The sequence below is a fragment of the Brevundimonas diminuta ATCC 11568 genome, assembly GCF_000204035.1.
In the GTDB taxonomy this organism is placed as follows: domain Bacteria; phylum Pseudomonadota; class Alphaproteobacteria; order Caulobacterales; family Caulobacteraceae; genus Brevundimonas; species Brevundimonas diminuta.
Window position 1 is genome coordinate 605831 of record NZ_GL883084.1, and the last position, 20288, is coordinate 626118.

The 20288-nt window shown below is 63.3% G+C and carries 36 protein-coding genes; 14 read left to right on the forward strand and 22 right to left on the reverse strand.

Annotation, left to right across the window (positions count from 1 at the left end):
- Positions 1-108: 108 nt before the first annotated feature.
- From BDIM_RS16995 to BDIM_RS03115, 17 genes are all read right to left on the reverse strand, one after another.
- On the reverse strand, positions 109-687 hold the full coding sequence (locus tag BDIM_RS16995; protein ID WP_169312117.1) for a DUF922 domain-containing protein: 579 nt from the start codon (positions 685-687) through the stop codon (positions 109-111).
- A 138-nt stretch (positions 688-825) separates the two neighbouring features.
- Entirely contained in the window at positions 826-1524 is a 699-nt protein-coding gene (locus BDIM_RS17370; RefSeq protein ID WP_143276827.1) for a hypothetical protein, read from the reverse strand.
- 210 nt (positions 1525-1734) lie between these two features.
- Entirely contained in the window at positions 1735-2082 is a 348-nt protein-coding gene (locus tag BDIM_RS03050) for a hypothetical protein (protein WP_003164103.1), read from the reverse strand.
- A 157-nt stretch (positions 2083-2239) separates the two neighbouring features.
- The gene (locus tag BDIM_RS17375) at positions 2240-2959 is read right to left on the reverse strand and encodes a YecA family protein (RefSeq protein ID WP_143276825.1); all 720 of its coding nucleotides are present in this window, start codon (positions 2957-2959) and stop codon (positions 2240-2242) included.
- A gap of 4 nt (positions 2960-2963) precedes the next feature.
- On the reverse strand, positions 2964-3782 hold the full coding sequence (locus BDIM_RS03055; RefSeq protein ID WP_040344631.1) for a hypothetical protein: 819 nt from the start codon (positions 3780-3782) through the stop codon (positions 2964-2966).
- Positions 3779-4015: a hypothetical protein gene (locus BDIM_RS03060; protein ID WP_040344632.1), complete on the reverse strand. Its 237-nt coding sequence runs from the start codon at positions 4013-4015 to the stop codon at positions 3779-3781. The genes BDIM_RS03055 and BDIM_RS03060 overlap by 4 nt, the downstream gene beginning before the upstream one ends.
- Positions 4012-5031: an HNH endonuclease gene (locus tag BDIM_RS17000; RefSeq protein ID WP_040344633.1), complete on the reverse strand. Its 1020-nt coding sequence runs from the start codon at positions 5029-5031 to the stop codon at positions 4012-4014. The genes BDIM_RS03060 and BDIM_RS17000 overlap by 4 nt, the downstream gene beginning before the upstream one ends.
- The gene (locus tag BDIM_RS03070) at positions 5028-6449 is read right to left on the reverse strand and encodes a DnaB-like helicase C-terminal domain-containing protein (protein WP_003164106.1); all 1422 of its coding nucleotides are present in this window, start codon (positions 6447-6449) and stop codon (positions 5028-5030) included. The genes BDIM_RS17000 and BDIM_RS03070 overlap by 4 nt, the downstream gene beginning before the upstream one ends.
- Positions 6446-6631 (reverse strand): hypothetical protein, encoded by a 186-nt coding sequence (locus BDIM_RS03075; protein ID WP_003164107.1) that lies wholly within the window; start codon positions 6629-6631, stop codon positions 6446-6448. Before BDIM_RS03075 ends, BDIM_RS03070 begins: the two co-directional genes overlap by 4 nt.
- Positions 6628-6957 carry a helix-turn-helix domain-containing protein gene (locus tag BDIM_RS03080; protein ID WP_003164108.1) on the reverse strand — a complete coding sequence of 110 codons (330 nt, stop codon included), beginning with the start codon at positions 6955-6957 and terminating at the stop codon, positions 6628-6630. Before BDIM_RS03080 ends, BDIM_RS03075 begins: the two co-directional genes overlap by 4 nt.
- A complete protein-coding gene (locus tag BDIM_RS03085) occupies positions 6954-7313 on the reverse strand; it encodes a hypothetical protein (RefSeq protein ID WP_040344635.1) in 360 nt (119 codons plus the stop codon). The genes BDIM_RS03080 and BDIM_RS03085 overlap by 4 nt, the downstream gene beginning before the upstream one ends.
- Entirely contained in the window at positions 7310-7942 is a 633-nt protein-coding gene (locus tag BDIM_RS03090) for a GcrA family cell cycle regulator (RefSeq protein WP_003164110.1), read from the reverse strand. The genes BDIM_RS03085 and BDIM_RS03090 overlap by 4 nt, the downstream gene beginning before the upstream one ends.
- Positions 7939-8379, reverse strand: a complete 441-nt coding sequence (locus BDIM_RS03095; protein WP_040344637.1) for a RusA family crossover junction endodeoxyribonuclease — start codon at positions 8377-8379, stop codon at positions 7939-7941. Before BDIM_RS03095 ends, BDIM_RS03090 begins: the two co-directional genes overlap by 4 nt.
- Positions 8379-9029: a hypothetical protein gene (locus tag BDIM_RS03100; protein ID WP_143276843.1), complete on the reverse strand. Its 651-nt coding sequence runs from the start codon at positions 9027-9029 to the stop codon at positions 8379-8381. The genes BDIM_RS03095 and BDIM_RS03100 overlap by 1 nt, the downstream gene beginning before the upstream one ends.
- Before the next feature lie 47 nt (positions 9030-9076).
- Complete coding sequence (locus BDIM_RS03105) at positions 9077-9529, reverse strand: hypothetical protein (protein WP_040344638.1); 453 nt, start codon at positions 9527-9529, stop codon at positions 9077-9079.
- A 41-nt stretch (positions 9530-9570) separates the two neighbouring features.
- A complete protein-coding gene (locus BDIM_RS03110; RefSeq protein WP_003164115.1) occupies positions 9571-9906 on the reverse strand; it encodes a hypothetical protein in 336 nt (111 codons plus the stop codon).
- A 1-nt stretch (position 9907) separates the two neighbouring features.
- On the reverse strand, positions 9908-10126 hold the full coding sequence (locus BDIM_RS03115; protein WP_003164116.1) for a hypothetical protein: 219 nt from the start codon (positions 10124-10126) through the stop codon (positions 9908-9910).
- Between the two features lie 25 nt (positions 10127-10151).
- Between BDIM_RS03115 and BDIM_RS03120 the strand changes: the two genes are divergently transcribed.
- Positions 10152-10754 (forward strand): helix-turn-helix domain-containing protein, encoded by a 603-nt coding sequence (locus tag BDIM_RS03120; protein WP_169312118.1) that lies wholly within the window; start codon positions 10152-10154, stop codon positions 10752-10754.
- Between the two features lie 41 nt (positions 10755-10795).
- The gene (locus BDIM_RS03125) at positions 10796-11596 is read left to right on the forward strand and encodes a hypothetical protein (protein WP_040344639.1); all 801 of its coding nucleotides are present in this window, start codon (positions 10796-10798) and stop codon (positions 11594-11596) included.
- Positions 11597-11699: 103 nt separating this feature from the next.
- On the opposite strand, the gene BDIM_RS03130 is transcribed toward BDIM_RS03125, so the two are convergent.
- The 3 genes from BDIM_RS03130 to BDIM_RS17005 form a co-directional block, all read right to left on the reverse strand.
- On the reverse strand, positions 11700-12716 hold the full coding sequence (locus tag BDIM_RS03130) for a P63C domain-containing protein (RefSeq protein WP_040344641.1): 1017 nt from the start codon (positions 12714-12716) through the stop codon (positions 11700-11702).
- Between the two features lie 108 nt (positions 12717-12824).
- Positions 12825-13076: a hypothetical protein gene (locus BDIM_RS03135; protein ID WP_003164120.1), complete on the reverse strand. Its 252-nt coding sequence runs from the start codon at positions 13074-13076 to the stop codon at positions 12825-12827.
- A 75-nt stretch (positions 13077-13151) separates the two neighbouring features.
- Complete coding sequence (locus BDIM_RS17005) at positions 13152-13325, reverse strand: DUF1328 domain-containing protein (RefSeq protein ID WP_040344828.1); 174 nt, start codon at positions 13323-13325, stop codon at positions 13152-13154.
- Positions 13326-13515: 190 nt separating this feature from the next.
- Here BDIM_RS17005 and BDIM_RS17380 point away from each other — a divergent pair, with 190 nt between their 5' ends.
- On the forward strand, positions 13516-13743 hold the full coding sequence (locus tag BDIM_RS17380) for a hypothetical protein (RefSeq protein WP_088491806.1): 228 nt from the start codon (positions 13516-13518) through the stop codon (positions 13741-13743).
- Between the two features lie 63 nt (positions 13744-13806).
- Here the strand turns inward: BDIM_RS17380 and BDIM_RS03145 are convergent, their stop codons facing one another.
- Together BDIM_RS03145 and BDIM_RS03150 are read right to left on the reverse strand one after the other, a co-directional pair.
- Positions 13807-14223 carry a hypothetical protein gene (locus BDIM_RS03145; RefSeq protein ID WP_003164123.1) on the reverse strand — a complete coding sequence of 139 codons (417 nt, stop codon included), beginning with the start codon at positions 14221-14223 and terminating at the stop codon, positions 13807-13809.
- A gap of 117 nt (positions 14224-14340) precedes the next feature.
- On the reverse strand, positions 14341-14688 hold the full coding sequence (locus tag BDIM_RS03150) for a hypothetical protein (protein WP_003164124.1): 348 nt from the start codon (positions 14686-14688) through the stop codon (positions 14341-14343).
- A 185-nt stretch (positions 14689-14873) separates the two neighbouring features.
- Here BDIM_RS03150 and BDIM_RS03155 point away from each other — a divergent pair, with 185 nt between their 5' ends.
- Genes BDIM_RS03155 through BDIM_RS03210 form a run of 11 tightly spaced genes read left to right on the forward strand, consistent with a single transcriptional unit; the run spans position 14874 to position 20288 of the window.
- A complete protein-coding gene (locus BDIM_RS03155) occupies positions 14874-15212 on the forward strand; it encodes a helix-turn-helix domain-containing protein (RefSeq protein WP_003164125.1) in 339 nt (112 codons plus the stop codon).
- Positions 15212-15517 carry a hypothetical protein gene (locus BDIM_RS03160; protein WP_003164126.1) on the forward strand — a complete coding sequence of 102 codons (306 nt, stop codon included), beginning with the start codon at positions 15212-15214 and terminating at the stop codon, positions 15515-15517. Before BDIM_RS03155 ends, BDIM_RS03160 begins: the two co-directional genes overlap by 1 nt.
- Positions 15517-15837, forward strand: coding sequence for a hypothetical protein (locus BDIM_RS03165; RefSeq protein ID WP_003164127.1), 321 nt, complete (start codon positions 15517-15519; stop codon positions 15835-15837). Before BDIM_RS03160 ends, BDIM_RS03165 begins: the two co-directional genes overlap by 1 nt.
- Complete coding sequence (locus tag BDIM_RS03170; RefSeq protein ID WP_003164128.1) at positions 15834-16040, forward strand: hypothetical protein; 207 nt, start codon at positions 15834-15836, stop codon at positions 16038-16040. The genes BDIM_RS03165 and BDIM_RS03170 overlap by 4 nt, the downstream gene beginning before the upstream one ends.
- Before the next feature lie 17 nt (positions 16041-16057).
- Positions 16058-16540, forward strand: coding sequence for a hypothetical protein (locus BDIM_RS03175; RefSeq protein ID WP_040344643.1), 483 nt, complete (start codon positions 16058-16060; stop codon positions 16538-16540).
- A complete protein-coding gene (locus BDIM_RS03185; protein ID WP_003164130.1) occupies positions 16537-17535 on the forward strand; it encodes a PD-(D/E)XK nuclease-like domain-containing protein in 999 nt (332 codons plus the stop codon). Before BDIM_RS03175 ends, BDIM_RS03185 begins: the two co-directional genes overlap by 4 nt.
- A 3-nt stretch (positions 17536-17538) precedes the next feature.
- Positions 17539-18624, forward strand: coding sequence for a phage recombination protein Bet (gene bet / locus BDIM_RS16780; RefSeq protein ID WP_003164131.1), 1086 nt, complete (start codon positions 17539-17541; stop codon positions 18622-18624).
- 3 nt (positions 18625-18627) lie between these two features.
- The gene (locus BDIM_RS03195; RefSeq protein ID WP_050796580.1) at positions 18628-19329 is read left to right on the forward strand and encodes an exonuclease domain-containing protein; all 702 of its coding nucleotides are present in this window, start codon (positions 18628-18630) and stop codon (positions 19327-19329) included.
- Entirely contained in the window at positions 19329-19700 is a 372-nt protein-coding gene (locus BDIM_RS03200; protein WP_040344650.1) for an HNH endonuclease, read from the forward strand. The genes BDIM_RS03195 and BDIM_RS03200 overlap by 1 nt, the downstream gene beginning before the upstream one ends.
- Positions 19693-19983, forward strand: coding sequence for a hypothetical protein (locus BDIM_RS17385; RefSeq protein WP_040344652.1), 291 nt, complete (start codon positions 19693-19695; stop codon positions 19981-19983). Before BDIM_RS03200 ends, BDIM_RS17385 begins: the two co-directional genes overlap by 8 nt.
- 2 nt (positions 19984-19985) lie before the next feature.
- On the forward strand, positions 19986-20288 hold the full coding sequence (locus BDIM_RS03210; protein ID WP_040344654.1) for a hypothetical protein: 303 nt from the start codon (positions 19986-19988) through the stop codon (positions 20286-20288).

Consider the following 20288-nt stretch of genomic DNA (forward strand, 5'->3'; position numbering starts at 1 on the left):
ATCCGTCAGCCAGGGAGAAGCCGACGAGGGCTTTCATGGGGACCATAGCCATCTCCTATTAGTATCCGCCGATCCACACTTGCTGGCTGATCACGGGTTAGTGGCGATCTAGAAGATCGCACCCTCTAGGGCACCGTGGCGAGTCTGACGGTCGTACTGGGCAGACGCAGCACTGACCTCCTCCCTGCCAGCCCGGACAGCCGCTTGCATGGCTTCGCAGTCAGTGGATGCACGCATCGCCGCCAGCATGCGCCTCGCCCCCTCGTTGACGATGCGTGCATGATTCACTTCATGATTGACTAGAGCGCCGAAATATCGATCCCAAGCTGCCCTGTCTCCCCGGCTGAGTTGATCTCGGGTTTCCAAATCTGGCAGCGTGATTGTGATATTGTAATGTACATCGGCGCTCTCGGGGACGCACTCGCCGTTTCGACGCATGAATGTCGGTTGAAAATACCAGGTGGTGTAAGCATCATGACGAGCGCCCGAGCGATCAGCCGGACGTGAATTGTTAATCGCACGTCGCACAGCGCTGCGATTACGCGCTGACACCGAATAACCAATAATAGTGGTGTTGGGCAGGCTCGCCGCAGCGGGGGCCGCTTCTATTAAGCGGGCGCTTGGAGGAGGGGGCGCGTCATCAGCCCCCAAACCGAGCCCAACAGACAGCAAGACAACTGCGATCATCGAACACTCTTCCCAACGAAGATGCGTTGCATAACAGAAATCGCGGAAAGGAAAATCCCACCCTGATCCAGCCATTCCCGTAGGACCGAACTTGGTCAGGGGAAGCCCCGCCCGAGTGAACGGGCGGGGCCATCAGAATCAGGCCGGACAGTTCTGAGCGTTCGGATTGACCTCAGGCCCGATGGGCGGGGGATTTCCGTTTTCATCGTACTGAATGGTCGTCGGGGAATAGACCGAGATCTTGTAGGATCCATCCGCGGCCTTCGCGATGATGTACATCCGAGCCTTGGAGCCGCTCCCCGTGCTGTAGGTGTTCATGATGTTCTGCAGCGTTTGCATGCCGCCCTGGTCGCCAGGATAGGTGCCCGAGGGAGCGGACGGCAGATGCTGACCGACGTTGTGGTTGTGGATTACACCCACAATGCGGGACCTGTCACCGACAAGCGCCGGTTCCAGACTCGTGATCGGCTGCTCGCTAGAACCGGCTGGCCCAAAAGTGGAACCACGAGCGATCGGTCCTAGCGAGTAAGTGCCGTCCGGATTGCGCAAAATGTAGGCTCCGCGTTCGCGAAACTCGAGATTGGCTTCACCAGCGCTCAGTGCATCCGCAAGAAATGCGCTTACTGCAGAGGCCGCAGTGGCATCCATGTTCCATTCGCGCTTGCGAGCTGGAACGCTGCAGGGGCTTGGTCCGCCGCCCCCATTCGGATCTTTGATAATTTCCGGGGTGGGCAGCACCACGCCAGGAGATGGCAATGACGGGAACGGGCTGCTCGAACCGTTCGGGCGGCGCTGTCCGTTGACAACGATTTCGCCGAGGTCGGTAGGGTTGGACATGGGGAGCTCCTGTTGATGGAGCCCCCTAAAGATGGCCTTTGACTGCGCTTTCCAACGCACTCGATCTGCATGGCAGATCCTGGCGAAGCACGCCTTCGGCTTCAGCCGCCAGTGCGACGATTTCTGGGACGTAGCGCGGGACGCCCGCCTCCAAGGTCCATCGCCCATTTTTTGTTTTGGTCGACCAGGCCTTCCTGGATGTCACGACCCTCATCTCGACCTCAAGAGGCAAAGGTCCAAACCGAGCGTATCAAGCCAGACCCCCGCCATCAGGGTCAGCTTGAAGCTCTTTTTGCCAGTTCGGGTGAACGGACGCTCCAGATGTGAAGCGTAGCCATCATGGAAACCAGCCATGTGATCGACGTCGGATAGGGTTAGCCCTAGCTCTAGCCGCCTTTGCTTCATCGCCTCCGCAAAGTCCGCCTGGCTGGCCACCGTCAGAATCGGTCGCAGGACGCCGAGCGGCGCCCCGTTTGGTTTTGACTCCATGTCGTTTGGACTGCTCTTGCTTGTCCCGCCGGATGCATCGGTGACGGGACTGAGGATGGCGACGGCCATCCAAGGTGCAGGGGTCCAGCCTGCGGTTTGAGGCGCGGCAAACGCCTCGGCCCCCGTCTATGCAGCGGGCAAAAGAAAAGGCCCCGCCCGAGAGGGAGGAGCCTTGCTTTGGGCGAAACGCCCGATTTGCCTGATGTCAGGGATTACCTGTCCGGTGTCAAGCCTTGGTCAGCTTTCCACAACAGTAACGATGCTTCCTGCCACTACCGCAAGCGCATTTCTCGTTGGCCAGCAACCTAGCTTCCCGCTGGCGAAGCGTCTCAAGCACCTCCCACCCAATCTGACGGATTGAATACGCTTCGGCTTGTGCGAGCGGCGTCTCGATTTGGCCATCACTTGCCATCCAGCCCAGAGAGTTTTGCCGCGCTAAGTCGTCATATGTCTGGTCAATCGTTCCATCGACATGCGAGCCGCCGTCTTGGTTTGCAGCAATCAGAATGAGGTCTCGCCGCGTCAAGAACCGGTTTGAGCCATCTTTGATAACCGGCTCACTCCACCAATCCTCGAAAGACTGATCGTCCAGCGACGGTCGTCCGCCAGGCATTTGACAGTGGGCTACGTAACCGCTTCGGTCTGCGGTCATGCCCAATCCAATTAAACCGTGGTGATTTAGTAGATTTCGCTCGTCGTAAGGGAAGGCGGTGTTCACGAAGGGTATGTTTTTCTCCCCTAGGTGAGCGAGCAGAGAGGTAGACGACCCCGTGTCGTGAACCAGGGTGCGGATGGCTGCGGCGATGCGTTTGAACTCCGCGGTCCGACCACCATCGAATCCTGAACAGGATGACTCGAGATAACCGATCTGTTCGGAGAGATGTTCGTGGAACCGGGCCGCGCTGACGGTGACGCGCGGGGGTGCCAACTTCTTGTTCTTGGCCAATGAACTACTCCAATCCATAGGCGATAGCGCACGCGTCCAGCGCGAAAATCAAGTCCTCGCGGATGCGGGCGCGGACTGATCCATTACGCGCCAGGTCCAGTACGTTCTGGCCTTTCCCAGCGATCTCGTTCAGCGCATGGATCGCGCGCATCGCCGGATGACCGGCCGGCAGCCTAGGCACGGCCCGCCGCTCTGTCTCGGTCGGCGCATTGACGCCGCAGATCATCAAGTGAATGCCGAAGACACGCTCCTCAATCTCTCGACGCTTCTGATCCCATCCGTCACCGCCTCGGACGACGTTGATTTTCTCAGGGTCCAACTGCGGAGGCGTAAGCTGCTTTTCTGGATCGATGCGCTCGTAATCCGCTCGATAGAGAATTCCAGCCGCGTGTTGGGTCCGCGTGATCGAGCCGGCCGTCAGCAGGGTCTCCAGGCCATCCCGCGATGCTCGCGGTGCCCCCCTGGCCTTCTCATGTTCGGAAACGCCGATGTCGAAGCCGCGCAGGGCTTCCAGGCTCCGTAGTTCTTCGAGGTTCTCCTTGGCATCCCGCTCGAGGATGCGCGCGTCGATTTCGGCGTCCAGGGCGCGGAACATGCGCTGGCCGTCCCGCTGCTGATCCAGGTCCGGCGACGCGACCTTGGCCTCGGCCGCCATGAACCGCAGCGCCTGGCTGTCGGTCAGTCGGACGCCCCGGATCGACACCGGCGCCGTGTTGTCGTTCGCAGCCTCAATGTTGTCGTTCGCCCCGATGGACCTCGGCATGGAGGGCCTGGCGTAGCGCTTCCGTTGCTGGCGCTTCTTGGCGCGGTCAGCCTTGCTCATGGGCGGTGTCCTCCGAGTTCGGCGCCAATGTCTGGAGCCCGAGATTGCTGGGTTTCAGGGTGGTGCGCAGGGTCGAGATGGGCAGTTTGGGCGCCGACCTCTCGGGCCTCTGCGGCGATGGCTCTGCAGATGGCGTCGGCCGCATCCATGAGGGCGAACCGCGACGCCGAGCCGTCCGGGCGCTGGTCGATCCGCGCTACGACGTACCGCTGGATTTCGTAGAGGTCGGTCACGCTGCGTCTCCTTGGGCGAACAGGTCGGGCTTGTGATCGTTTGCGCCGGCCGGCGGGGCGTGCCCGAACTCAGCCAGCAAGGCAGCCGGCACGCGGCAGGCGGGGTGTCCCGGCCTGGGCCCGGCATCGTCGGACGGCCAGTGGCCATTCAGGCGGTATTCCCGCAGCCAGCGGCGCCAGCGGTCGGTCTCGGACGGGGTGGCCCGGCTCTGCGCGGCGGCGACGGCCGTCTTCGGAGCGTTCTTGATCGCCCTGTCGCACCAGTTCCGCCACGTCGCGGCCCAATCGGCGTACCGGGCGTCATTGCCGATCGACCAGTTCCGGAAACGCTCGGCCTGGTTGGACACGTCGAGGTTCGCCCCGACCGATCGGGCCTTGGCCTGCTGCTCGGCGATGGCCTCGGCAGACGGGAAACCATCGGGGATGGCCCGTTTCGGCTTCCGGCGAGATGGCTCGGCAGGCTGACCGGCTTGGGGGGATATAGGGGGGTTATATTCGCGGGAGGGTGTGGGTGGTTGGGGGGTCTGGGGGGAAGGAGGGAGAGGGAGGGAGGCTCCTTCATCCTGTAACGTCTCGTGACGTTCGCGAGCCGTTACATAACGTTTTTCCCGCCATGCAGAGGCCCAAGCGGCGCCCTTCCATTCCTCGACAGTCCGGCCGCTCTTCGCCTGATTGCAGGTTGAACAGGCAGCGACAAGGTTCGCCTCGTCGCTACCGCCGCCTTGGATGAGCGGGTCGACATGATCGCAGCAAAGTCTGCTTTCAGACCCGCAATACGCACATGCGCCGTCGCGTTCGATGATCCGGCGTGAAAGCGCTCTCCACTCCGTTGTGGTGAGCCCCGAAGCTTCCAAACGCTCACGGTATCGAGCCTGCCTCTCGGCGCCACGCGTCCTCTCTCCACTCGCTCGCACAGTCTTCTGCCCAGCCTGTTCGATGGCCTCGACAGCAATGGCGATCACCTCAGGCGTCGCGCCCGCTTCAACCAAGCGCCGGACGGTGTCGGCTATGCTCATGCCGCGCTCCTGTCAGTGATGAGGTCGATCTCAGCCCGGTACTGCTGGGGCTCGGAGCCCTCGGAGCCGTGGCGGTTCTTGGCGATGATGACGTCCATCACCGTGCGCTTCAGGGCGACCTCGGCCTCCCAGAGCATGTGTTCTTCGGTCCCGGCCTTCGGCTCGGCCTTCTGGAGGTAGTAGACCTCGCGGAAGGGGAAGAGGACGGCGTCGGCATCCTGCTCAATGGAGCCGGACTCCCGCAGGTCCGACAGCATCGGGCGCTTGTCGTCGCGCTGCTCGACCGAGCGGTTCAGCTGGGACAGCAGGATGATCGCGATCTTGGCTTCGCGGGCGAGCGTCTTCAGAGCCCCGGTCATCTCGGCGATGGCGGACGCCTCGTTGCGCCCAGCCAGGGCAGGACGGCGCATGAGCTGGAGGTAGTCGATCCCGATGGCGGCCAGGTCGCCGCGGCGCTTCATGGCCCAGACGGCGCGGGAGACGTCCTCGACGGACACCCCTGCCCTGTCTCGCAGCCAGAGGTTCTTCGGGATCTCGCCCTTCACGGCATGAAGGGTCTGCAGGTCGAACGAGGTCAGCGGCGCCACCTTGGCGATGTCCGAGAAGCTGACGGGCTGCTCATGGGTGGCCGTCAGACGTGACAGGGCCCGGTCGTTCAGCTGGTCGGTGTCCATCTCCAGCGAGAAGCCCGCAAACAGCTTGGTCGGGTTACGCAGGGCGGCGCCGTAGAGGACGTTGCCGAGCAGCGCCGTCTTACCCATGCCGGGGCGCCCGGCCATGACGATCACCGATCCGGGCATCAGGCCGCCGAGGCGCTTGTCGATCGATGACAGACCGGTCTGCACGCCCTTGGGCTTGCCGGTAGCGACTTCCAGCTCCAGCCGGTCCATGCGGGCCAAGGCGGCGTCATGAGCGTTCACGAACAGGGCGTCTTCGGGCGCAGCACCGCGCTCTGCCGCTTCCAACTCGGCGCGGGCCTGGGCGACGGCCTGATAGCCAGTCACTTCCGGGTTGCGCGCCTGATGCATCGTTTCGGCAGCCATCTTGATCAGGCGCCGGCGCACGGCCGTATCCGCCACCACGGCGGCGTAGTCGCGGGCGCGGTTTGCCGGCGGCGCCCGGTCGACCATGTCCATCAGGTAGAACGGCCCGTCGAACTCGATAAACGCCGGGTCGTGTTCGAACTCAGTCCGAAGGATGGTCGGGTCCGCCAGCTTCCCAGCCGTCACAAGCCCGTCGATGGCCGCGTAGAGCCGCTGGTGGAACGGCTCGCTGAAGTCCTCGGCCGTGACGACGTCATGCACCTGCCGGTGGACGTCATTGTCGAACATCAGCTGGCCCAGCAGGGCTTGCTCAGCTTCCAGGTTCAGCGGGAGCGCGTTGGCCGCATCTTCGGCGTCGCGGGGATCATCCATCATGCCGCGCGCTCCGTGTCGAAGAGCGGCCCCGACCGGATGGCTTCGGCACGGCCGACGGCGGCGTCCGCCCAGCGGTTCAACTGTTCAGCGATGGCTGGATAGCGCTTGGCGCGGGATTTGGCCTCACGGCGAAGCATCCGGGCGTAGTTCAGTTCGAGGTCGAGAAGGTCGCGACGGTTCATGCTCCTGCGACCTCCATCAGCCTTTCTAGAACCGTAGCTCGGCCGGGCTCAGGCAGGGCGTATCCAAAGCCCCGGTAGGTCTGAATGAGACCGCCCAGGCCCACGTCCTCAAGGCTTTCCCTCAGAAGGCAGATACGCGTCTTGGCGACGTTGCCGGGATCGACGGCTTCGCTTTGGCCCATCCATGCACGGGCGTTGGCGATGGACTCGTAGCTGATCGGCACGCCGGAGGCATGCAGCAGCGCGCATAGCGAGGCCGCCTTCGTACGGGTGCCGAGAAGCTGAAACGCAGCGACTTCAAGGCCCAGCCTCTCTAGGGCGTTCATACCTCACCCCCATCATTCGCCGCCGTCAGTCTGCTCCAGGCGTGTTCAGCAGCCGCGTTCTTCACAGCCTTGGGCAGGCGGTAGATCGCGAACACATCGGCTGCGACCGAGTTGAGCGCGGTAGCGGTCTCGACGCGGCCGATCAGGGGCCAACGGAACTCTGCGGCGATGTCGATCAGGTCGCCCAGAAGCGCCGCCTGTTCCTGCGGATCCGTCACGTCCTGCATGAGCGAGCGCACTGTCCGGCGCGCGGTCATGCGCAGGAACATCGCGCGAGACGAGCGGGCCTGTTGGTTGGTCGCGTTCTCCCGGCTGCGATCGATCCGTTCAACGAGGTACTTCTCACGCTGGCTCACGCAGCCCTCCCCTGATCCCAGGGGGTGGACTCCGCGCGACGGGCCGGGCGCCGCTGACCGAACCCGAAAGCCTTGGACGCGGCGAGCACCCTGCCGACCGCTCGCTTATGGTGTGTCGGGCAGTAGGTCTCAGTCGCGCCGGTGGCGTTCGGATCGACCGGCTGACCGCAGCACATCTGTCCGGCGCCCGAGACCTCTCCGACCGGCCATGAGCACTGGAACCGGCGGCGGTCGATCAGCAGGATCGAGGTGTCATTCGCAGCTTCGGCAAAGCCGTCGATGATCCCGGCGCCATGCTTTGCGAAATGCTCGCGCTTCTTGGCCGCCTCTTGGGGGCTGGAAGGCGCGAACCGGCCGAAGCTGGATGCAGGAGCAGGCTTGTCGATCCTTATCCCGCCGGTGCTGCGGTTGCGCTTCACGGCTGGGGCGCGGCCAGTCGAAGCCGGGGGAGACGCCTTCGCCTCCATGCGCTCGCGCGTCAGACCAAGACGGTGCACCTTGGCGATGACAGAGTTTCGGGATCGGGACGGCAACACCCGCGCGATCTCCGTGGCCGAGTTCCCGGCCAGCCACATCTTCTTCATCGTCTCGATTTCGTGGTCGTGCCACGCGTTCAGGATCGTGCTCATGCGGCGGCCTTTCGAAGGATGGTGGGAGAGATTTCGACATCCACGCCCGGCACCTCGGCGTAGCGCTTGCGGGCGATCAGGCTGACGACCAGGGCGTCGTCTCTGAACGCGACCTTGTTGCAGCCGTCGAGAACGGCCTTCACGACATTGTCGAGGTCGGGGAGCTTGGTCGGGGCCATTTCGCCCGCCAGCATGGAGGCGCGCTTCTTGCGACTGCTGGACGCGGCGGGGGTCATGCGGACGGTGACAACGACCGTCAGGGGGCAATCGAGCGGCGCCCTGCCGCCGAGAGCGCGAGACGCCGCCAGCTTGACGAGGTTCTCGTAGCTGGCGGTCTTGCTGTCGGTGAACATGCGAGCATGGCCGCCAATGGTCGTGGCGCGGGGCCGGCCCTTACCGCGAGGGTCGCCCGGAATGGTAAAGGCCAGCCCCGACATCAGGCGGCCTCGCTTTCGTCGTCCAGGCGCCCGTCGATCTCGCGCGCGTCAGGCTGGTCGTCGTTGGCCACGTCCTCGATGTCGATCTGGTCGTCATCGTCGGTGACTGGCGCCTGCGCCAAGCGGGCGGCAAAGGCGCGGCGGACCGTGGCCTGCCCTTCCTCATGGCCCTCGCCATAGGACTGGATGCAGTCGTGCGGGCATTCCTTGGGCGCCTCGTTCGCCCAGCCCTTGCCGGCCAGACCATCGCGGAAGCCGATGTTGCGCCACTTCAACTGTTCGCGGACCGGATCGGGCGTGGCGTCGGTGCCGTACAGCTCCAGTTGCGAACCGATGGGCTGGCGCATGGCTTCGGCGAACCAGTCACGCTCAGCATAGAACTGCTTGACCTCTTCCGGGGTCCATTCAAGCAGGCGGACCTGTTCGTCGAGAACGCCGAGCTTGATGCCCTTCGCCTTCAGGCCTTTGCGGAACGCGCTGACTTCGGCGTTCAGCTTCTTCCGCTTCTCGTTCCACTGGACCATTTCGTTTGCGGCCATGCGGATGTCGTCATGCGACGGCATGCCGTTGTCCGGCTCGTTCGGAATGGCGCCGATCGTCCCTTGAACGTCGGGGTACTGGTCATTGTCAGCTTCGAGCTTCTTGGCCATCTGGCCCTCCATCAAGACCGCTCAACGGGGCGGTCAGTCCCGTTCGGTCACGCCGCTCGCTGCGGAGTGGGAGTTGCGGCCTCAATGGCTCGGCGGACGCCGCGCACCCGCTCAAGGGCCTCTTCGGCGTCACGCTCGGCCGCCGCGATGGCGTCGAGGTCGTTGTTGGACAAGCGCCCGTCCGCCAGCGCCTCGCGGACGACGGCGACGACGTCCATGCTCTCCTGGGCGAGGTCGAAGGCGAGTTCTTTCAGGCAACCCGTGAGCGGCTTGGGCTTGCAGAGGTCCGCCAGGGCTGCGCTGTAGATCGCCCTCCCGCAATGACGCTCCAGATCAACCATCACGTCCGCCGGCATCGTCGACGGCTCATTGGGGTTCTCGTAGTTCGACAGCGACGACCTGCGGACCCGGCACGCCCTCGCCGCCTCCTCCAAGCCTCCACAGGCTTCGATGAGCTCTCCGGCGAGCCGGGCGTGTTCTCTGTGGCTGATCTTGTTCACTGGACGTTCCGTGGTCGTTTCCAACTGACCCGCGCTCTCGCTCAGGCGACGGTCGGGGTTGGCTGTTCGGGAGAAGGCGGTTGGGTTTCGTCGTTCGCGGCATTCGGCTTTTCAGCGGGTACGCGACCGAAGAAGGGAGCGAGCGTCCCCTGCGTGAGATCACGAGCCTTTGCGGCCTCACGCTCGGCGGCGAGGACTTCGCGGATAGCGTCGATCTCGAAAGGAAGCGCGCCGGTGATCGTCGCCAGCACCTTCAGTGCATCCGCCTCGCGACCTTGGACGGCCAGTTCATTGGCGCCGATGATCAGGCCGTAAACCGTCCCCGCGTTGATCAGGGCTTCCTGGCGTCGAAACTGGAGGGCGGCCGATGACAGCATGTCACGCCGCCTCGCTGGCGGGGGCGTCGTCGTTGGCCGGGATGGCCGCCGCCGCGTGGGCCAGACGCTCCAGAGTCGCCACCGCGCGGGGGCGCCAACCTGCTTTCTGCCAATCGATCAGGGTGGTGTATGGGACGCCGGATCGACGGGAGAGCGCAGCTAGGCCCTCCGCTTTGGCGGCACGCTCAATCTCGGTTAGGGCCGTGGTGACGTGGTTCATGGCCCATATCTACGGAATATCGTAGATGTTTGCAATAGGAACTACGGAACTTCGCGGTTACGGGAATCCGTATTGCCTGCAACACTTACAGGCAATGTCACTCCAGGATGTTCGACGCGAGAATTTTATCGCTTGGATGAAGGCGAGCGGCCTCAACCAGAGCCGCGTGGCCAGCGCATCCGGCGTGTCTTACAACACCATCAGGTCATACGTCGGAGACGGAACGGGCAAGCAGACAGCCAGCCTCACGGGCGTCAATGAAGCCAAGATTGCCCGCGCGTTCGACCTGTCCGTGGAAGACATTTTTGGCTCCGAACTGGAGGAGCCCGAGCGCAACCATCTCGCGGCTTGGCGCAAGTTTCGCTTCATGACGATCGACGAGTTGGCCGACAAAATAGGTGTGCCGCCCGCCACGATCGAACTGCTTGAAACTACGCCTCGGCCTCCGTCGGACAAGTGGCTTCGACGCTTGGCCGTACCGCTCGAAACGACCGCTGGATTCATTCTGGATTTCGATCCGACCGACGTCGACACTGCTGCGCTGGAGGCCGCCCTCTCAGTGGTGCGCCCAGCGGAAGCGAAAGTAGCTGAGCGAGCCGAGGCGCGGCGCACCGGAACGACCGGCTAACCATTCACGCTGAATGTCGGCAGAGCCTTGGGGGAGAGGCAATGTTGAAGTGGCCTTTAATCGCGTCGGCTATTGCCGCGCTCTTTGCAACGACCGCGAGCGCCCAGGCTTGGCGCGTAGAAACCGATAGGGATGCGTTCACGGACGAACGTCGTGTCCGGGCGGTCTACCATTCTCGTCAGATATCAGTGGCGGTTCGCTGCAACGGCGGCATCCTCGATGCAATCTTCGCTGTCGGCTATATCGGCGAGAGTGACGCTACCGTCAGGTACCGCGTCGATCGCGGCGAGGTGTTCTCTAACGTGTGGGACGCCGCCAGTTCACGAGACGCTCTTTTCGCCTGGGATCCGGGCGAGGTTGGAAGGCGCATGGCCGCTGGCTCCTCTATGGTGTTCGAGCATGACGACTTCGCCGGAACTCCCCACCGCTACACAGTGCCGTTGAGCGGCTCTGGCGCGGCTATCCGCCAGGTCTTCACGGCATGTGATGTGCCCATGACCGACCCCAAGACGCAGGACGGGGAGATTTGGACTCGCGTGGTCGATGAAGTCGACAAAATACCGCGAGGTGACCTCCTCACGCTTCAGTCGATCTTGGCCGGTGTCGGCTACGAAGTCGCAGAGGATGGCCGCCGATCCCTGGCGACCTACCAGGGGCTCTCAAAATTCTATTCGACGTACTGGCGCGGTTGTGAGGCGGGCATAGACGTAGGCTCAACATGCCGATCATGGCGCTCACGAAAGGAATGGGACTCTGATTACGACTACCCCAAAGAGGCAGTTGATCTGCTTGTCGAATTCCTCGACGAGGCGCCAAAGCCAGCGGATGGCGACGAAAAATAGAGCTGACCTCCGCAACGGCGAAGAGCGCCACCTGCTGCTGACGGCGAACTGACGGGCGAGGCTAAAGCGGGGCGAGTGGGGAGGCCGAAGCCTCCCCAAGTGGTCAGTCTTCAAGCATGTCCCATTGATGGTGGACGGGAACGGCTTCGGGGAATGCGCGGTAGAAGTTGCGCTCGAAGGCTGATCGGTCCTTTGAGGCTTCTCCTATGCCGATGGTTTGCCAAAGGTGCTGGCGAAAAGCATCGATGCCGATTTCGTCCGATAGGTACTGGTGAAATTTGTAACGCCGGCTCCCCCCTGCATAAACGACCGGGTTCTTCTCCTCGAGCTTCTCGAGGATGGCGCCCCGGCTGTGCGCTAGGGGGAAATATACAAATCGTCGGATGAACTTTCCGAAAAACTGCGGGTGCTTGTTGCTGTCGGGATTGGCGCGCTTGAGCCCGTACAAACGGTAGATCATGTCGAAGAACTTCTTCGGGAATTCGCGCTGCCACTGACGGAACTCGTCTTGGATGAAGCTCTCGAAGAGCTTCCGATACTCGTCCTTCCGGCGGTCGACGTAACCCACCGCTTCGTCGACCAGGGCGATGATCCCCACCTTAGCGGCGGAGCGGATAATGAACTCAGCTTGAACCGCCAAGAAGTACTGCGATGGATGGAGGTTCTCATCATTTCGCGCCTGGATAAGAGCATCGCAGACTTCGATTAAGGTGGTGGCCTCATACCCATCTGCCAAATCCCACCCCAAGCCACGGAAATGTATCGGGTTTTCGATCTTTTTGACCAATTCTGGGGTCAAACTGGATCGTACCCCCTCTCTGGTCATTGAGCGCATGAAAGCATTACCTCCCTCGGACTTCAGCCCGAGAGCAGCGGCCATCGCACGCTTGCTGATCACGCGGCGCTTATCCGATAGGAGGTAGACGTCTAGCTCCACCTCTCCGATGATCAGCTTCCCGTCACTGTCCGCCTCTGGAAGGCGGGACGGGTCTTTGATCTTCGCCCATCGCTCTTGGGCCGCACGCTTGGCGATGGCTGCTCGTTGCTCTGAGGACAGCTTGGCGGCTCGCTCCTTCCCTCCGCGCGACTGCGGGGATTGGGGGGTGTCATTTTTAGACAAACGAATCTCCTGCTTGCTTTACAACAGAAGAAAGTATGCTTGCTGCCATAGCAAGCATTAAATGCGCCCATGGAGCGCGACATGCTTGCTTGTGTTCTATCCCTCGCCCTAATCCTGCTCCGCCGCTTTCAGCTCCGCATGCAGCATCTCAGCCTCAGCATCACACTCGGCTTTCGTCTGATCCATCCACCGGCTGATGGTTTCCTGACGCCTCACGATGTCACGTAATTGCCCCGGCAGATCATCATCGGCGGCGTCGCCTTGGGCAAACAGCGCCATGATATCGGTCAGCGTTTGCATACGCCCCATGATCACGCCGAAGCGGTAGTTGGGATCGTCCCGGATGTCGTCTTCGTCCATGGGCAGAACCTATCACCAGCGCCAGAATTAGAAACGGCGGTCCGCCGGAACCGCCGCTTACACAGCCTAGAATAGTTATGTGATCTTCTTCGCTGCGAACACGCCCAAAGCCAGGAAGATCAAGAAGATCATCACGGCGAGGCCGAAGAGGAATTTCGCGATCCCAGCTGCTGTGCCAGCGATGCCGCCGAAACCAAGAATGCCCGCGATGATGGCGACGATTGCGAATATCAGAGCCCACTTGAGCATGTCGTTCTCCTTGAAATAGCGAAGGCCCAACGAGAGGCAGGCTTGGCGGTTCCGACCTGCCCGACCTGCACTGTGGGACCGCCTCGCGTCTTCAGGTTCCCCGCTGTCCGCCAAACTTATTGTGTGGAGCGGCCGCAGGAACAGGCCCCGCTCCTGCTGATTGGCTCTACTCAACCAACAGGAGATCGCCATGACCGACGTTCCGCCGAACGACCCGAACTCTCGCAGCCCTGCCGCTAAAGACAGCCTGCAGGAGCAGGCCAGGCGCGAGACTGAGGACGCCGAACGCCGGGAACAAGAGCCTGATCCCAGCGTCACCACGCCTCAGCCTGACGAAAACCCCGATCAGCGCCGAAAGCTGGAGGAGGAAGCGGCGAAGGCTCCACCGGCCACGCCGCCGATCGCTAACCCGGACTGAGCGATCGGCAACTCAATTGCAAACGGCGGCCCCGGTTGGAGCCGCCGTTTTTCTATCGAACTCCTACTCCGGACGACCGGTCGCTGGAGCGCGCTCTTGGCTGAGATCCACGTGCGCTGGGTTCGGCGTCAAGTCTAGCATCGCGCCTGTACCCGCATCGATCCCGGCGCCGATGATGCCCCCTACAAGCACGTTCCCAGCCATAGCGACGCCGCCACCGGTGGAAACCTTGTTGGTCACGGTCACGGTGGCCGGTTGATACCCGTCGAGCGTCAGGGTCGCGATGAACTCGGACTTGCGCGGCATCTTGATCGAACAAGGCGTGGCCTGACAGTGGAAGCCGTTGGAGGTTTCGACGCGAGCGCCCGGAGGAGTGGAGGTCACTTCCCAAGCCGTCTTGGTGCCTCGCGTCACTGATGCGCAGGCAGACGTGAGCGAAGTGGCGACGCCCAGCGCCGCCAGAATGATGATCTTGTTCAAAAGGAATGCCCCGAAGTTAATCCGCCCAAGCCCCCTGCCCAGACGCATAACTTCGTCATATCACGCCGCTATCGCGCGTCTAGATAACGTAGATCAGTAACGGGCGTTTTCGACCTCCTAGGCTGCATCCTCGTCTATTTCGTCTCGTGGCAAGGGCTCCACCTGGGTCCAAACGTCGCCAGCAGCACTGCAGTCGATTTTGAAGTAGGCGATATCGTCTGGAGGAGGATCGGGCTCGATAGCCGGAGCGTCGCCAAACATCTGGACCATGCGAGGCTCCTCCCAGAGGTCGATGTCAGGGTAGCCCACCACCGAGAACACGGCGACGCCATGGGCGCCCGTGAATAGAGCCTGACCGCCTTCAATCGCGCGCTCGCGGTTCAGAAACTGATGAACCTCCCCGCCCGTCAGGCCTCCTCCTCGATGCCAAAAGGCCTGGGCGCAGTAGATCGTTTTTCGGGCCATTCTGGCTCTCCTTCCCGTCCATCGTCGCGTTAACGAATCAACGTTCGCGCCAAGAAGTCGAGTGGTGGACCGCTGGCCTGCGACCGATATTGTCGCCGCGAAGCTCCATTACGGAAAATCGTAATATGCTCTTGTGATCTACGGAATACCGTAGTATCAGTCTCTCCATCAACCGGAGAGACCTTATGTCCATCCAATCCACGAGAGACCGCGTCGAAGCGCCTGCCCTGGCAGCGAACGACGACGCGCCGAAGCTGAACAAGCGCCAAGCCTCGAAGGTCGCGACGCGCGAGAAGCTGCTGCACACCGCCCGCGTTCTCTGGGCTCCGGCGGGCAGCTACGCCCCCGTCACCATCCGCGACATCGCCGCTGCGGCTGGCATGTCGACAGGCGCGATCTTTGCGAACTGGCAGGGCAAGGAAGACCTGTGGCGTGAGGCCATGGGTTACGAGCCGCCAATGGACTGCGAGGCCGTCCGCGCCGCGCTGAAGGCCCAAGCCGCGCAAGCACGGTGGGCTGCGTGATGGGCTTCGCGACCTTCACCCCAGGCGAAGCCGTCCTGATCCCCGCGCGCGTCGTGCATCCTGTTGGCGCTGGTCTGGGCGATTGGGGCCGCGCCCTCATCGAGACTCGGTGGAGCCAATACACCCTCGCCTTCATCGGTGACGCCGTCATCAACGGCTTGGCGCGCGGCGTCATCCTCGCCCCGGCCAACAGCGGCGCGGGCAAGTGGGACGTGCAGGTCGAGAATGGCCTCGCCGGCGTCGTCGTAACCGTTCCCGGCGACATGCTCGCCTCGGCTCTTGAGCCTCTGAGGAGCGCTGCGTGATGCAACACATCTCCGAAATCATGCCCGGCGTCGTGGCCGGTATCGCCAAGGCAGGGAATGTGAACCTCGCCTTGGTCCCGCCGAGCCGCCAGCCGCTGTTCGTGGTCGAAGGTCCAAAGATTCTGGACCGCCGCACCCGGCGCCGGATGACGGTCGATCAGGCCACGCAGGAAATGCTGCGCCTCGCCGGTGAACTGGCTGCGGCCGAAGACCCTGGACTGCTGATCCCGGTCGTCAATGCGCTGGCATGGGCCATTCGGGACGCTCGGGAAGCCGAGAACGATCCCCTGCCCCCGGCAAGCATGGCGAGGGCGGCATGACGATGGCCGACTACCGCATCATCCCCTCGCATCCGTGGGAGGCCGTGCGCGAGCGCTATCGCGAACTCGCCGCCCAGGTGCGCCCGGGCGATCCGCGCGCTGTGCCGTTCGAGCCGCGCCGCCTGCCCGTGAACCTGATCCGGGCGTCCCTTCAACTCGTCGCGGGCGCTGTCGTCCTCGGCTCACTTTGGTGGCTGCTGTGAGCCAATCCATCGGTTTCATGGTCTGGAACCCGGCGCGCGGTATGCCGCACGTGGTCCATGACACCATCGAGCGCGCACTGGCGGAAGCCGAGCGTCTTACGGCCAAGAACCCCGGCGAGCGCTTCATCATCATGTCGCCCGTCATGGCGGGATCAGACGCCAGCGCTGCCAAGGCGTGGAGCGATGGAAAAGCTGAAGGGCTGGCCCAGGCGCACCGCGAGATCATGAAGGCCGAAGCCTTCTCCGATCAGTGGTGCGAAAGGGCGCAAGACTTTGAGCGCCAGCTTAATCGCTACGGCGCGATCCAGCGGAGCCAGCGCCGCTTTCAAGCCATCGTGGCGGACAGCCTACTCTGGTTCGACGGCTTCCGCGCCGCCCATTCCCCGAAGGACAGCTGGGAGCGGCCGCACGTCCCTGACCGCGAAGCCCTGCGCGAGCTGAACGCAGCGCTACAGGCGCTGGAAGCGCCGCAGTCCGAGTTTGAGGAGATCCCGTTTTGACCCTGCACAATCCCCTGCCCATGCCCACGTCGGGCAAGATCAGCGAGCCGGGCGTCTACGACCTCAGCATGGCCCAGTATCACGGCGACTGCTGCGACAGTCCTTCCGTCTCGTCCTCTGGTCTGCGCACGATCTGGGCCAAGTCCCCGGCCCACTACTTCCACGCCAGCCCGTACAACGCCGAGGCTTTCGAGCTGCAGGTCGTGGATGGCGTCGAGGTCATGGTTGCGAAGGACCAGCCTGAGCGCCCGCACTTCTCCATCGGCAAGGCGGCGCACCACCTCCTCTATCTCGGCCGAAAGGGCTTCGACGACGAGTTCGTAGTCCGTCCGTCCAAATGGAAGGACTGGCGCACCGCTGACGCCCGCGAGTGGAAGGCCGACCAGATCAAAGCCAAGAAGACAATCATCACCGACCATGAGCTGGAGCTGATCACCGGCATGGCTCGGTCGCTCGGCGCGCACCCACTGGTCAAGCAAGGCATACTCGACGGCGCGGTTGAACGGTCGCTGATCTTCAAGGACTCCAAGACCGGTGCCTGGCTCAAGAGCCGTCCCGACAACATCCCTTCGTCATCCGGCCTCTTCGCCGACCTGAAGACAACCGAGAGCGTCTCCGACGACAGCTTAGAGCGATCGTTCGCCTCCTTCGGCTACCACATGCAAGCCGCTCTGGTCGGCATGGCCTCCGAAGCCGTCCTCGGCCGCCCGATGGAAGAGTTCGCCCTCGTCTGGGTGGAGAAAGCCCCACCATTCTGCGTCCGTGTGACCGTCCTGACCGGCGAAGACCTCGACCGAGGCCGCCAGCAGCTGCGCCGCGCCATCGACCAGTTCGCCGAGTGCGTCGCCACCGGCATTTGGCCCGGCCCCGGCGGTGATCGCCAGGACGCCGAATACCTGACCCTCCCGCCTTGGGCGGCAAAGCAGATCGATCAGCGGCTCGAGGTCATCGCCGCTGAAGCCAACGACAACCATCCGCACCATGAGGCCGCCTAAGCCATGAACGCCATCGCCATCCAGGGACCGCGCCTCCCCTATCATCCTGCCGTTGAGGAGCGTTTCGGCGTCGATCAGGGCTCGTGGCGTGTTCTAACCGACGCGGTGTTCCCGGCCGCCGAACGCCCCGAGAGCATCATCATGGCGCTGGCTTACTGCCGCGCCCGTAACCTCGACATCTTCAAGAAGCCCATCCAGATCGTCCCGATCTACGACAGCAAGCGCCGCTGCATGGTCGACACCGTCTGGCCCGGCATTGCCGAGTTGCGAACGACGGCCATGCGCACCGGCTCTTTCGCCGGCTTTGATGACACCGAATACGGCCCGCTGGTCGAGGAGAGCCTCAGCGGCGTCACGGTGCGCTATCCCGAGTGGGCACAGTGCACGGTCTATCGCCTGATCGCGGGCCAGCGTGTGCCCTTTGTCGGCCCCAAGGTCTTCTGGATCGAGACTTACGCCACGGCCAAGCGCGACACGAAGGCGCCGAACAGCATGTGGGCTAAGCGCCCGCGAGGTCAGCTTGAAAAGTGCGCCGAGGCGGCTGCGCTGCGCCGTGCCTTCCCGGAGGAGATCGGGAACGAGTACGCAGCGGAAGAGGTCGAGGGCCAAGCCTTTGGCGGTGTCCGCGACGTTACCCCCCGCCAAGGCCCGAACCTCGCCGCCCGCCTGGCCGCGCCGAACGACGCGCCGCGCGAAGGCTTCTCGGCCATCCACGGCCTGAGCGACGACGACCACATTCCAGATTTCGACGCGGACACCCCCTCCGACGCCGCGTCGAATAAGCCCGCGTCTGATCCCGCCTCCGACCCATCAGACGCGGGCGACCCTTTCCCCGGCGATCTCCCCCCCGCCGAGGATACGACAGCCAGCGGCGCTGAGGCCGACGCCGATGAAGGGATGTCGCTGGCTGTCGACACTATCGCTTGGGCGGACCGGCTGATTGCGGACCTGCCGTTCCTGCGGCCCGAGCAGATCGCCGCGCTCGAAACTGACCGGAAGGAGCTGGCGAAGTTCGCCGTCCTAAAGGCCACCGACATGGCCAAGGCGCGCGAAGTCGAAGCCGCCATCACTGCCGCGAAGGAGGGCTGAGGCATGCCTCGCATCCGAGTGATCGACTTCGAGACGACGGGCATGGAGCCGCCGACCGCTGAAGTCATCGAGTACGGCTGGTGCGACCTGACCAACGATGGGTCTGGCTGGATCGTAGGGAAGCCGCAGGCTCACCTCTATAGCGTCGGGTCGATCCCGCCAGAGACCCGAGCCGTCCATCACATCACCATGTCGGACTTGGCTGACGTCGTGACCCATTTCGACGAAGCCGAGGTTCACAACCCGATCGAGGACGTGTCTGTCTTTGCGGCCCATAACCTCGCTTTTGAAGACCTCTTCATCCCTCGGCGCGCACTGCCGGGCATCTGCACCCTCAAGGCCGCCCTCCGGGTCTGGCCTGAAGCCCCCAGCCACTCAAACGGCGTCCTCCGCTACTGGCTGGAGGATCAGGGGCTTCTGTCCCTAGATCACGACACGGCCATGCCGCCGCACCGCGCCGGGCCTGACGCCTATGTCACCGCCCATATCCTGAAGGCCCTCTTTGCGGCCGGCGCCACCGGCAAGGACATGGTCGCGTGGACGAAGGAGCCGCGCCTGCTGCCCACCTGCCCGATCGGCAAGTTCCGCGGACAGAAGTGGGCCGACGTCGAGGCGGGGTTCCTGAACTGGATGCTGGCCCAAGCGACCATGGAGGAAGACCTCAAATGGAACGCCCGCCGCGAACTCGAGCGGAGGCGCGCCTGATGTCTCGCATCGTCGAAGAATGGATCGGCAAGACAGCCGACAGCGCCATCCCCGCCCGCGTCAGGGCTCGGGTGTTCGAGGCCCATGGCGGCCGCTGTCACATCTCCGGCCGCAAGATCGGAGCTGGTGAGCCCTGGGACTGTGATCACGTCATCGCCCTAATCAACGGCGGCGAGAACCGCGAGAGCAACCTCGCCCCGGCCCTTCGCGACAAGCACCGCGAGAAGACCGCCCAGGACGTGGCGACCAAGTCCAAGACCGCCCGGATGCGGGCAAAGCACCTCGGCATCTGGCCGAAATCTCAAACCCGCTGGCCCTCCCGGAAACTGGGAACGGGTCGCACCCACCGCGAGGCCCAAGACCATGGCTGAAGTGAAGCTGCCAGCAGCTTATGACGCGCTCGACTGGCGGGAGCGACGCCGAGTTCGCGAGGCGTATGTCCAGTACCAATCCGGGGCCTGCCATCACTGCAACGCGCCCCTGTCAGGCCTTCCGCCCCAGCCCATCCGCGACAAACGGATCAACTGGCGGCTGTTCCCGAAAAACTTCCTGCGTCACCCCGTTCATCTTCACCACAGCCACAAAACCGGCCTCACGATCGGAGCCGTCCACGCGCTCTGCAACGCGGTTCTTTGGCAACATCACGGAGAGTGACCATGGCTGAAGTGAAGCATACTCCGGGGCCTAAAGCCGACGTTCTGATCAGGCTGACGAACCCGGAAAGCGGGTATGTGAGCGAGACCGCTGCAAAGGTGACGGCCTCTGATTGGCAAGTCATCGACCGCGTTATCTGCGGCAGCGGCCACCTCTACGCCGCCGCGCCCGAACTGTTCGAGGCTTTGGAGGCTTTCTCGCGCGAATACGACGGGTTCGAAGACGGCAACGGCGATCCGTGCCCGATCCTGAAACAAGCCCGAGCCGCCCTCTCCAAGTCTACCGCCCAACAGGAGGGTCGCTGA

Bases quoted from the DNA above. Each gene is read 5' to 3' on its own strand.
- BDIM_RS03200 (WP_040344650.1), top strand. From the start codon at position 19,329: ATGTCTCGCATCGTCGAAGAATGGATCGGCAAGACAGCCGACAGCGCC.
- BDIM_RS03120 (WP_169312118.1), top strand. From the start codon at position 10,152: ATGTTTGCAATAGGAACTACGGAACTTCGCGGTTACGGGAATCCGTAT.
- BDIM_RS17005 (WP_040344828.1), bottom strand. From the start codon at position 13,325: ATGCTCAAGTGGGCTCTGATATTCGCAATCGTCGCCATCATCGCGGGC.
- BDIM_RS03155 (WP_003164125.1), top strand. From the start codon at position 14,874: ATGTCCATCCAATCCACGAGAGACCGCGTCGAAGCGCCTGCCCTGGCA.
- BDIM_RS03075 (WP_003164107.1), bottom strand. From the start codon at position 6,631: ATGAACCGTCGCGACCTTCTCGACCTCGAACTGAACTACGCCCGGATG.
- BDIM_RS17370 (WP_143276827.1), bottom strand. From the start codon at position 1,524: ATGTCCAACCCTACCGACCTCGGCGAAATCGTTGTCAACGGACAGCGC.
- BDIM_RS03150 (WP_003164124.1), bottom strand. From the start codon at position 14,688: ATGGCCCGAAAAACGATCTACTGCGCCCAGGCCTTTTGGCATCGAGGA.
- bet (WP_003164131.1), top strand. From the start codon at position 17,539: ATGAACGCCATCGCCATCCAGGGACCGCGCCTCCCCTATCATCCTGCC.
- BDIM_RS03165 (WP_003164127.1), top strand. From the start codon at position 15,517: ATGCAACACATCTCCGAAATCATGCCCGGCGTCGTGGCCGGTATCGCC.
- BDIM_RS03090 (WP_003164110.1), bottom strand. From the start codon at position 7,942: ATGAGCACGATCCTGAACGCGTGGCACGACCACGAAATCGAGACGATG.
- BDIM_RS03055 (WP_040344631.1), bottom strand. From the start codon at position 3,782: ATGAGCAAGGCTGACCGCGCCAAGAAGCGCCAGCAACGGAAGCGCTAC.
- BDIM_RS17000 (WP_040344633.1), bottom strand. From the start codon at position 5,031: ATGAGCATAGCCGACACCGTCCGGCGCTTGGTTGAAGCGGGCGCGACG.
- BDIM_RS03125 (WP_040344639.1), top strand. From the start codon at position 10,796: ATGTTGAAGTGGCCTTTAATCGCGTCGGCTATTGCCGCGCTCTTTGCA.
- BDIM_RS16995 (WP_169312117.1), bottom strand. From the start codon at position 687: ATGATCGCAGTTGTCTTGCTGTCTGTTGGGCTCGGTTTGGGGGCTGAT.
- BDIM_RS03135 (WP_003164120.1), bottom strand. From the start codon at position 13,076: ATGGACGAAGACGACATCCGGGACGATCCCAACTACCGCTTCGGCGTG.
- BDIM_RS17385 (WP_040344652.1), top strand. From the start codon at position 19,693: ATGGCTGAAGTGAAGCTGCCAGCAGCTTATGACGCGCTCGACTGGCGG.
- BDIM_RS03050 (WP_003164103.1), bottom strand. From the start codon at position 2,082: ATGGCCGTCGCCATCCTCAGTCCCGTCACCGATGCATCCGGCGGGACA.
- BDIM_RS03170 (WP_003164128.1), top strand. From the start codon at position 15,834: ATGACGATGGCCGACTACCGCATCATCCCCTCGCATCCGTGGGAGGCC.
- BDIM_RS03210 (WP_040344654.1), top strand. From the start codon at position 19,986: ATGGCTGAAGTGAAGCATACTCCGGGGCCTAAAGCCGACGTTCTGATC.
- BDIM_RS03115 (WP_003164116.1), bottom strand. From the start codon at position 10,126: ATGAACCACGTCACCACGGCCCTAACCGAGATTGAGCGTGCCGCCAAA.
- BDIM_RS03175 (WP_040344643.1), top strand. From the start codon at position 16,058: ATGGTCTGGAACCCGGCGCGCGGTATGCCGCACGTGGTCCATGACACC.
- BDIM_RS03080 (WP_003164108.1), bottom strand. From the start codon at position 6,957: ATGAACGCCCTAGAGAGGCTGGGCCTTGAAGTCGCTGCGTTTCAGCTT.
- BDIM_RS17380 (WP_088491806.1), top strand. From the start codon at position 13,516: ATGACCGACGTTCCGCCGAACGACCCGAACTCTCGCAGCCCTGCCGCT.
- BDIM_RS03070 (WP_003164106.1), bottom strand. From the start codon at position 6,449: ATGATGGATGATCCCCGCGACGCCGAAGATGCGGCCAACGCGCTCCCG.
- BDIM_RS03095 (WP_040344637.1), bottom strand. From the start codon at position 8,379: ATGTCGGGGCTGGCCTTTACCATTCCGGGCGACCCTCGCGGTAAGGGC.
- BDIM_RS03195 (WP_050796580.1), top strand. From the start codon at position 18,628: ATGCCTCGCATCCGAGTGATCGACTTCGAGACGACGGGCATGGAGCCG.
- BDIM_RS03160 (WP_003164126.1), top strand. From the start codon at position 15,212: ATGGGCTTCGCGACCTTCACCCCAGGCGAAGCCGTCCTGATCCCCGCG.
- BDIM_RS03100 (WP_143276843.1), bottom strand. From the start codon at position 9,029: ATGGCCAAGAAGCTCGAAGCTGACAATGACCAGTACCCCGACGTTCAA.
- BDIM_RS03110 (WP_003164115.1), bottom strand. From the start codon at position 9,906: ATGCTGTCATCGGCCGCCCTCCAGTTTCGACGCCAGGAAGCCCTGATC.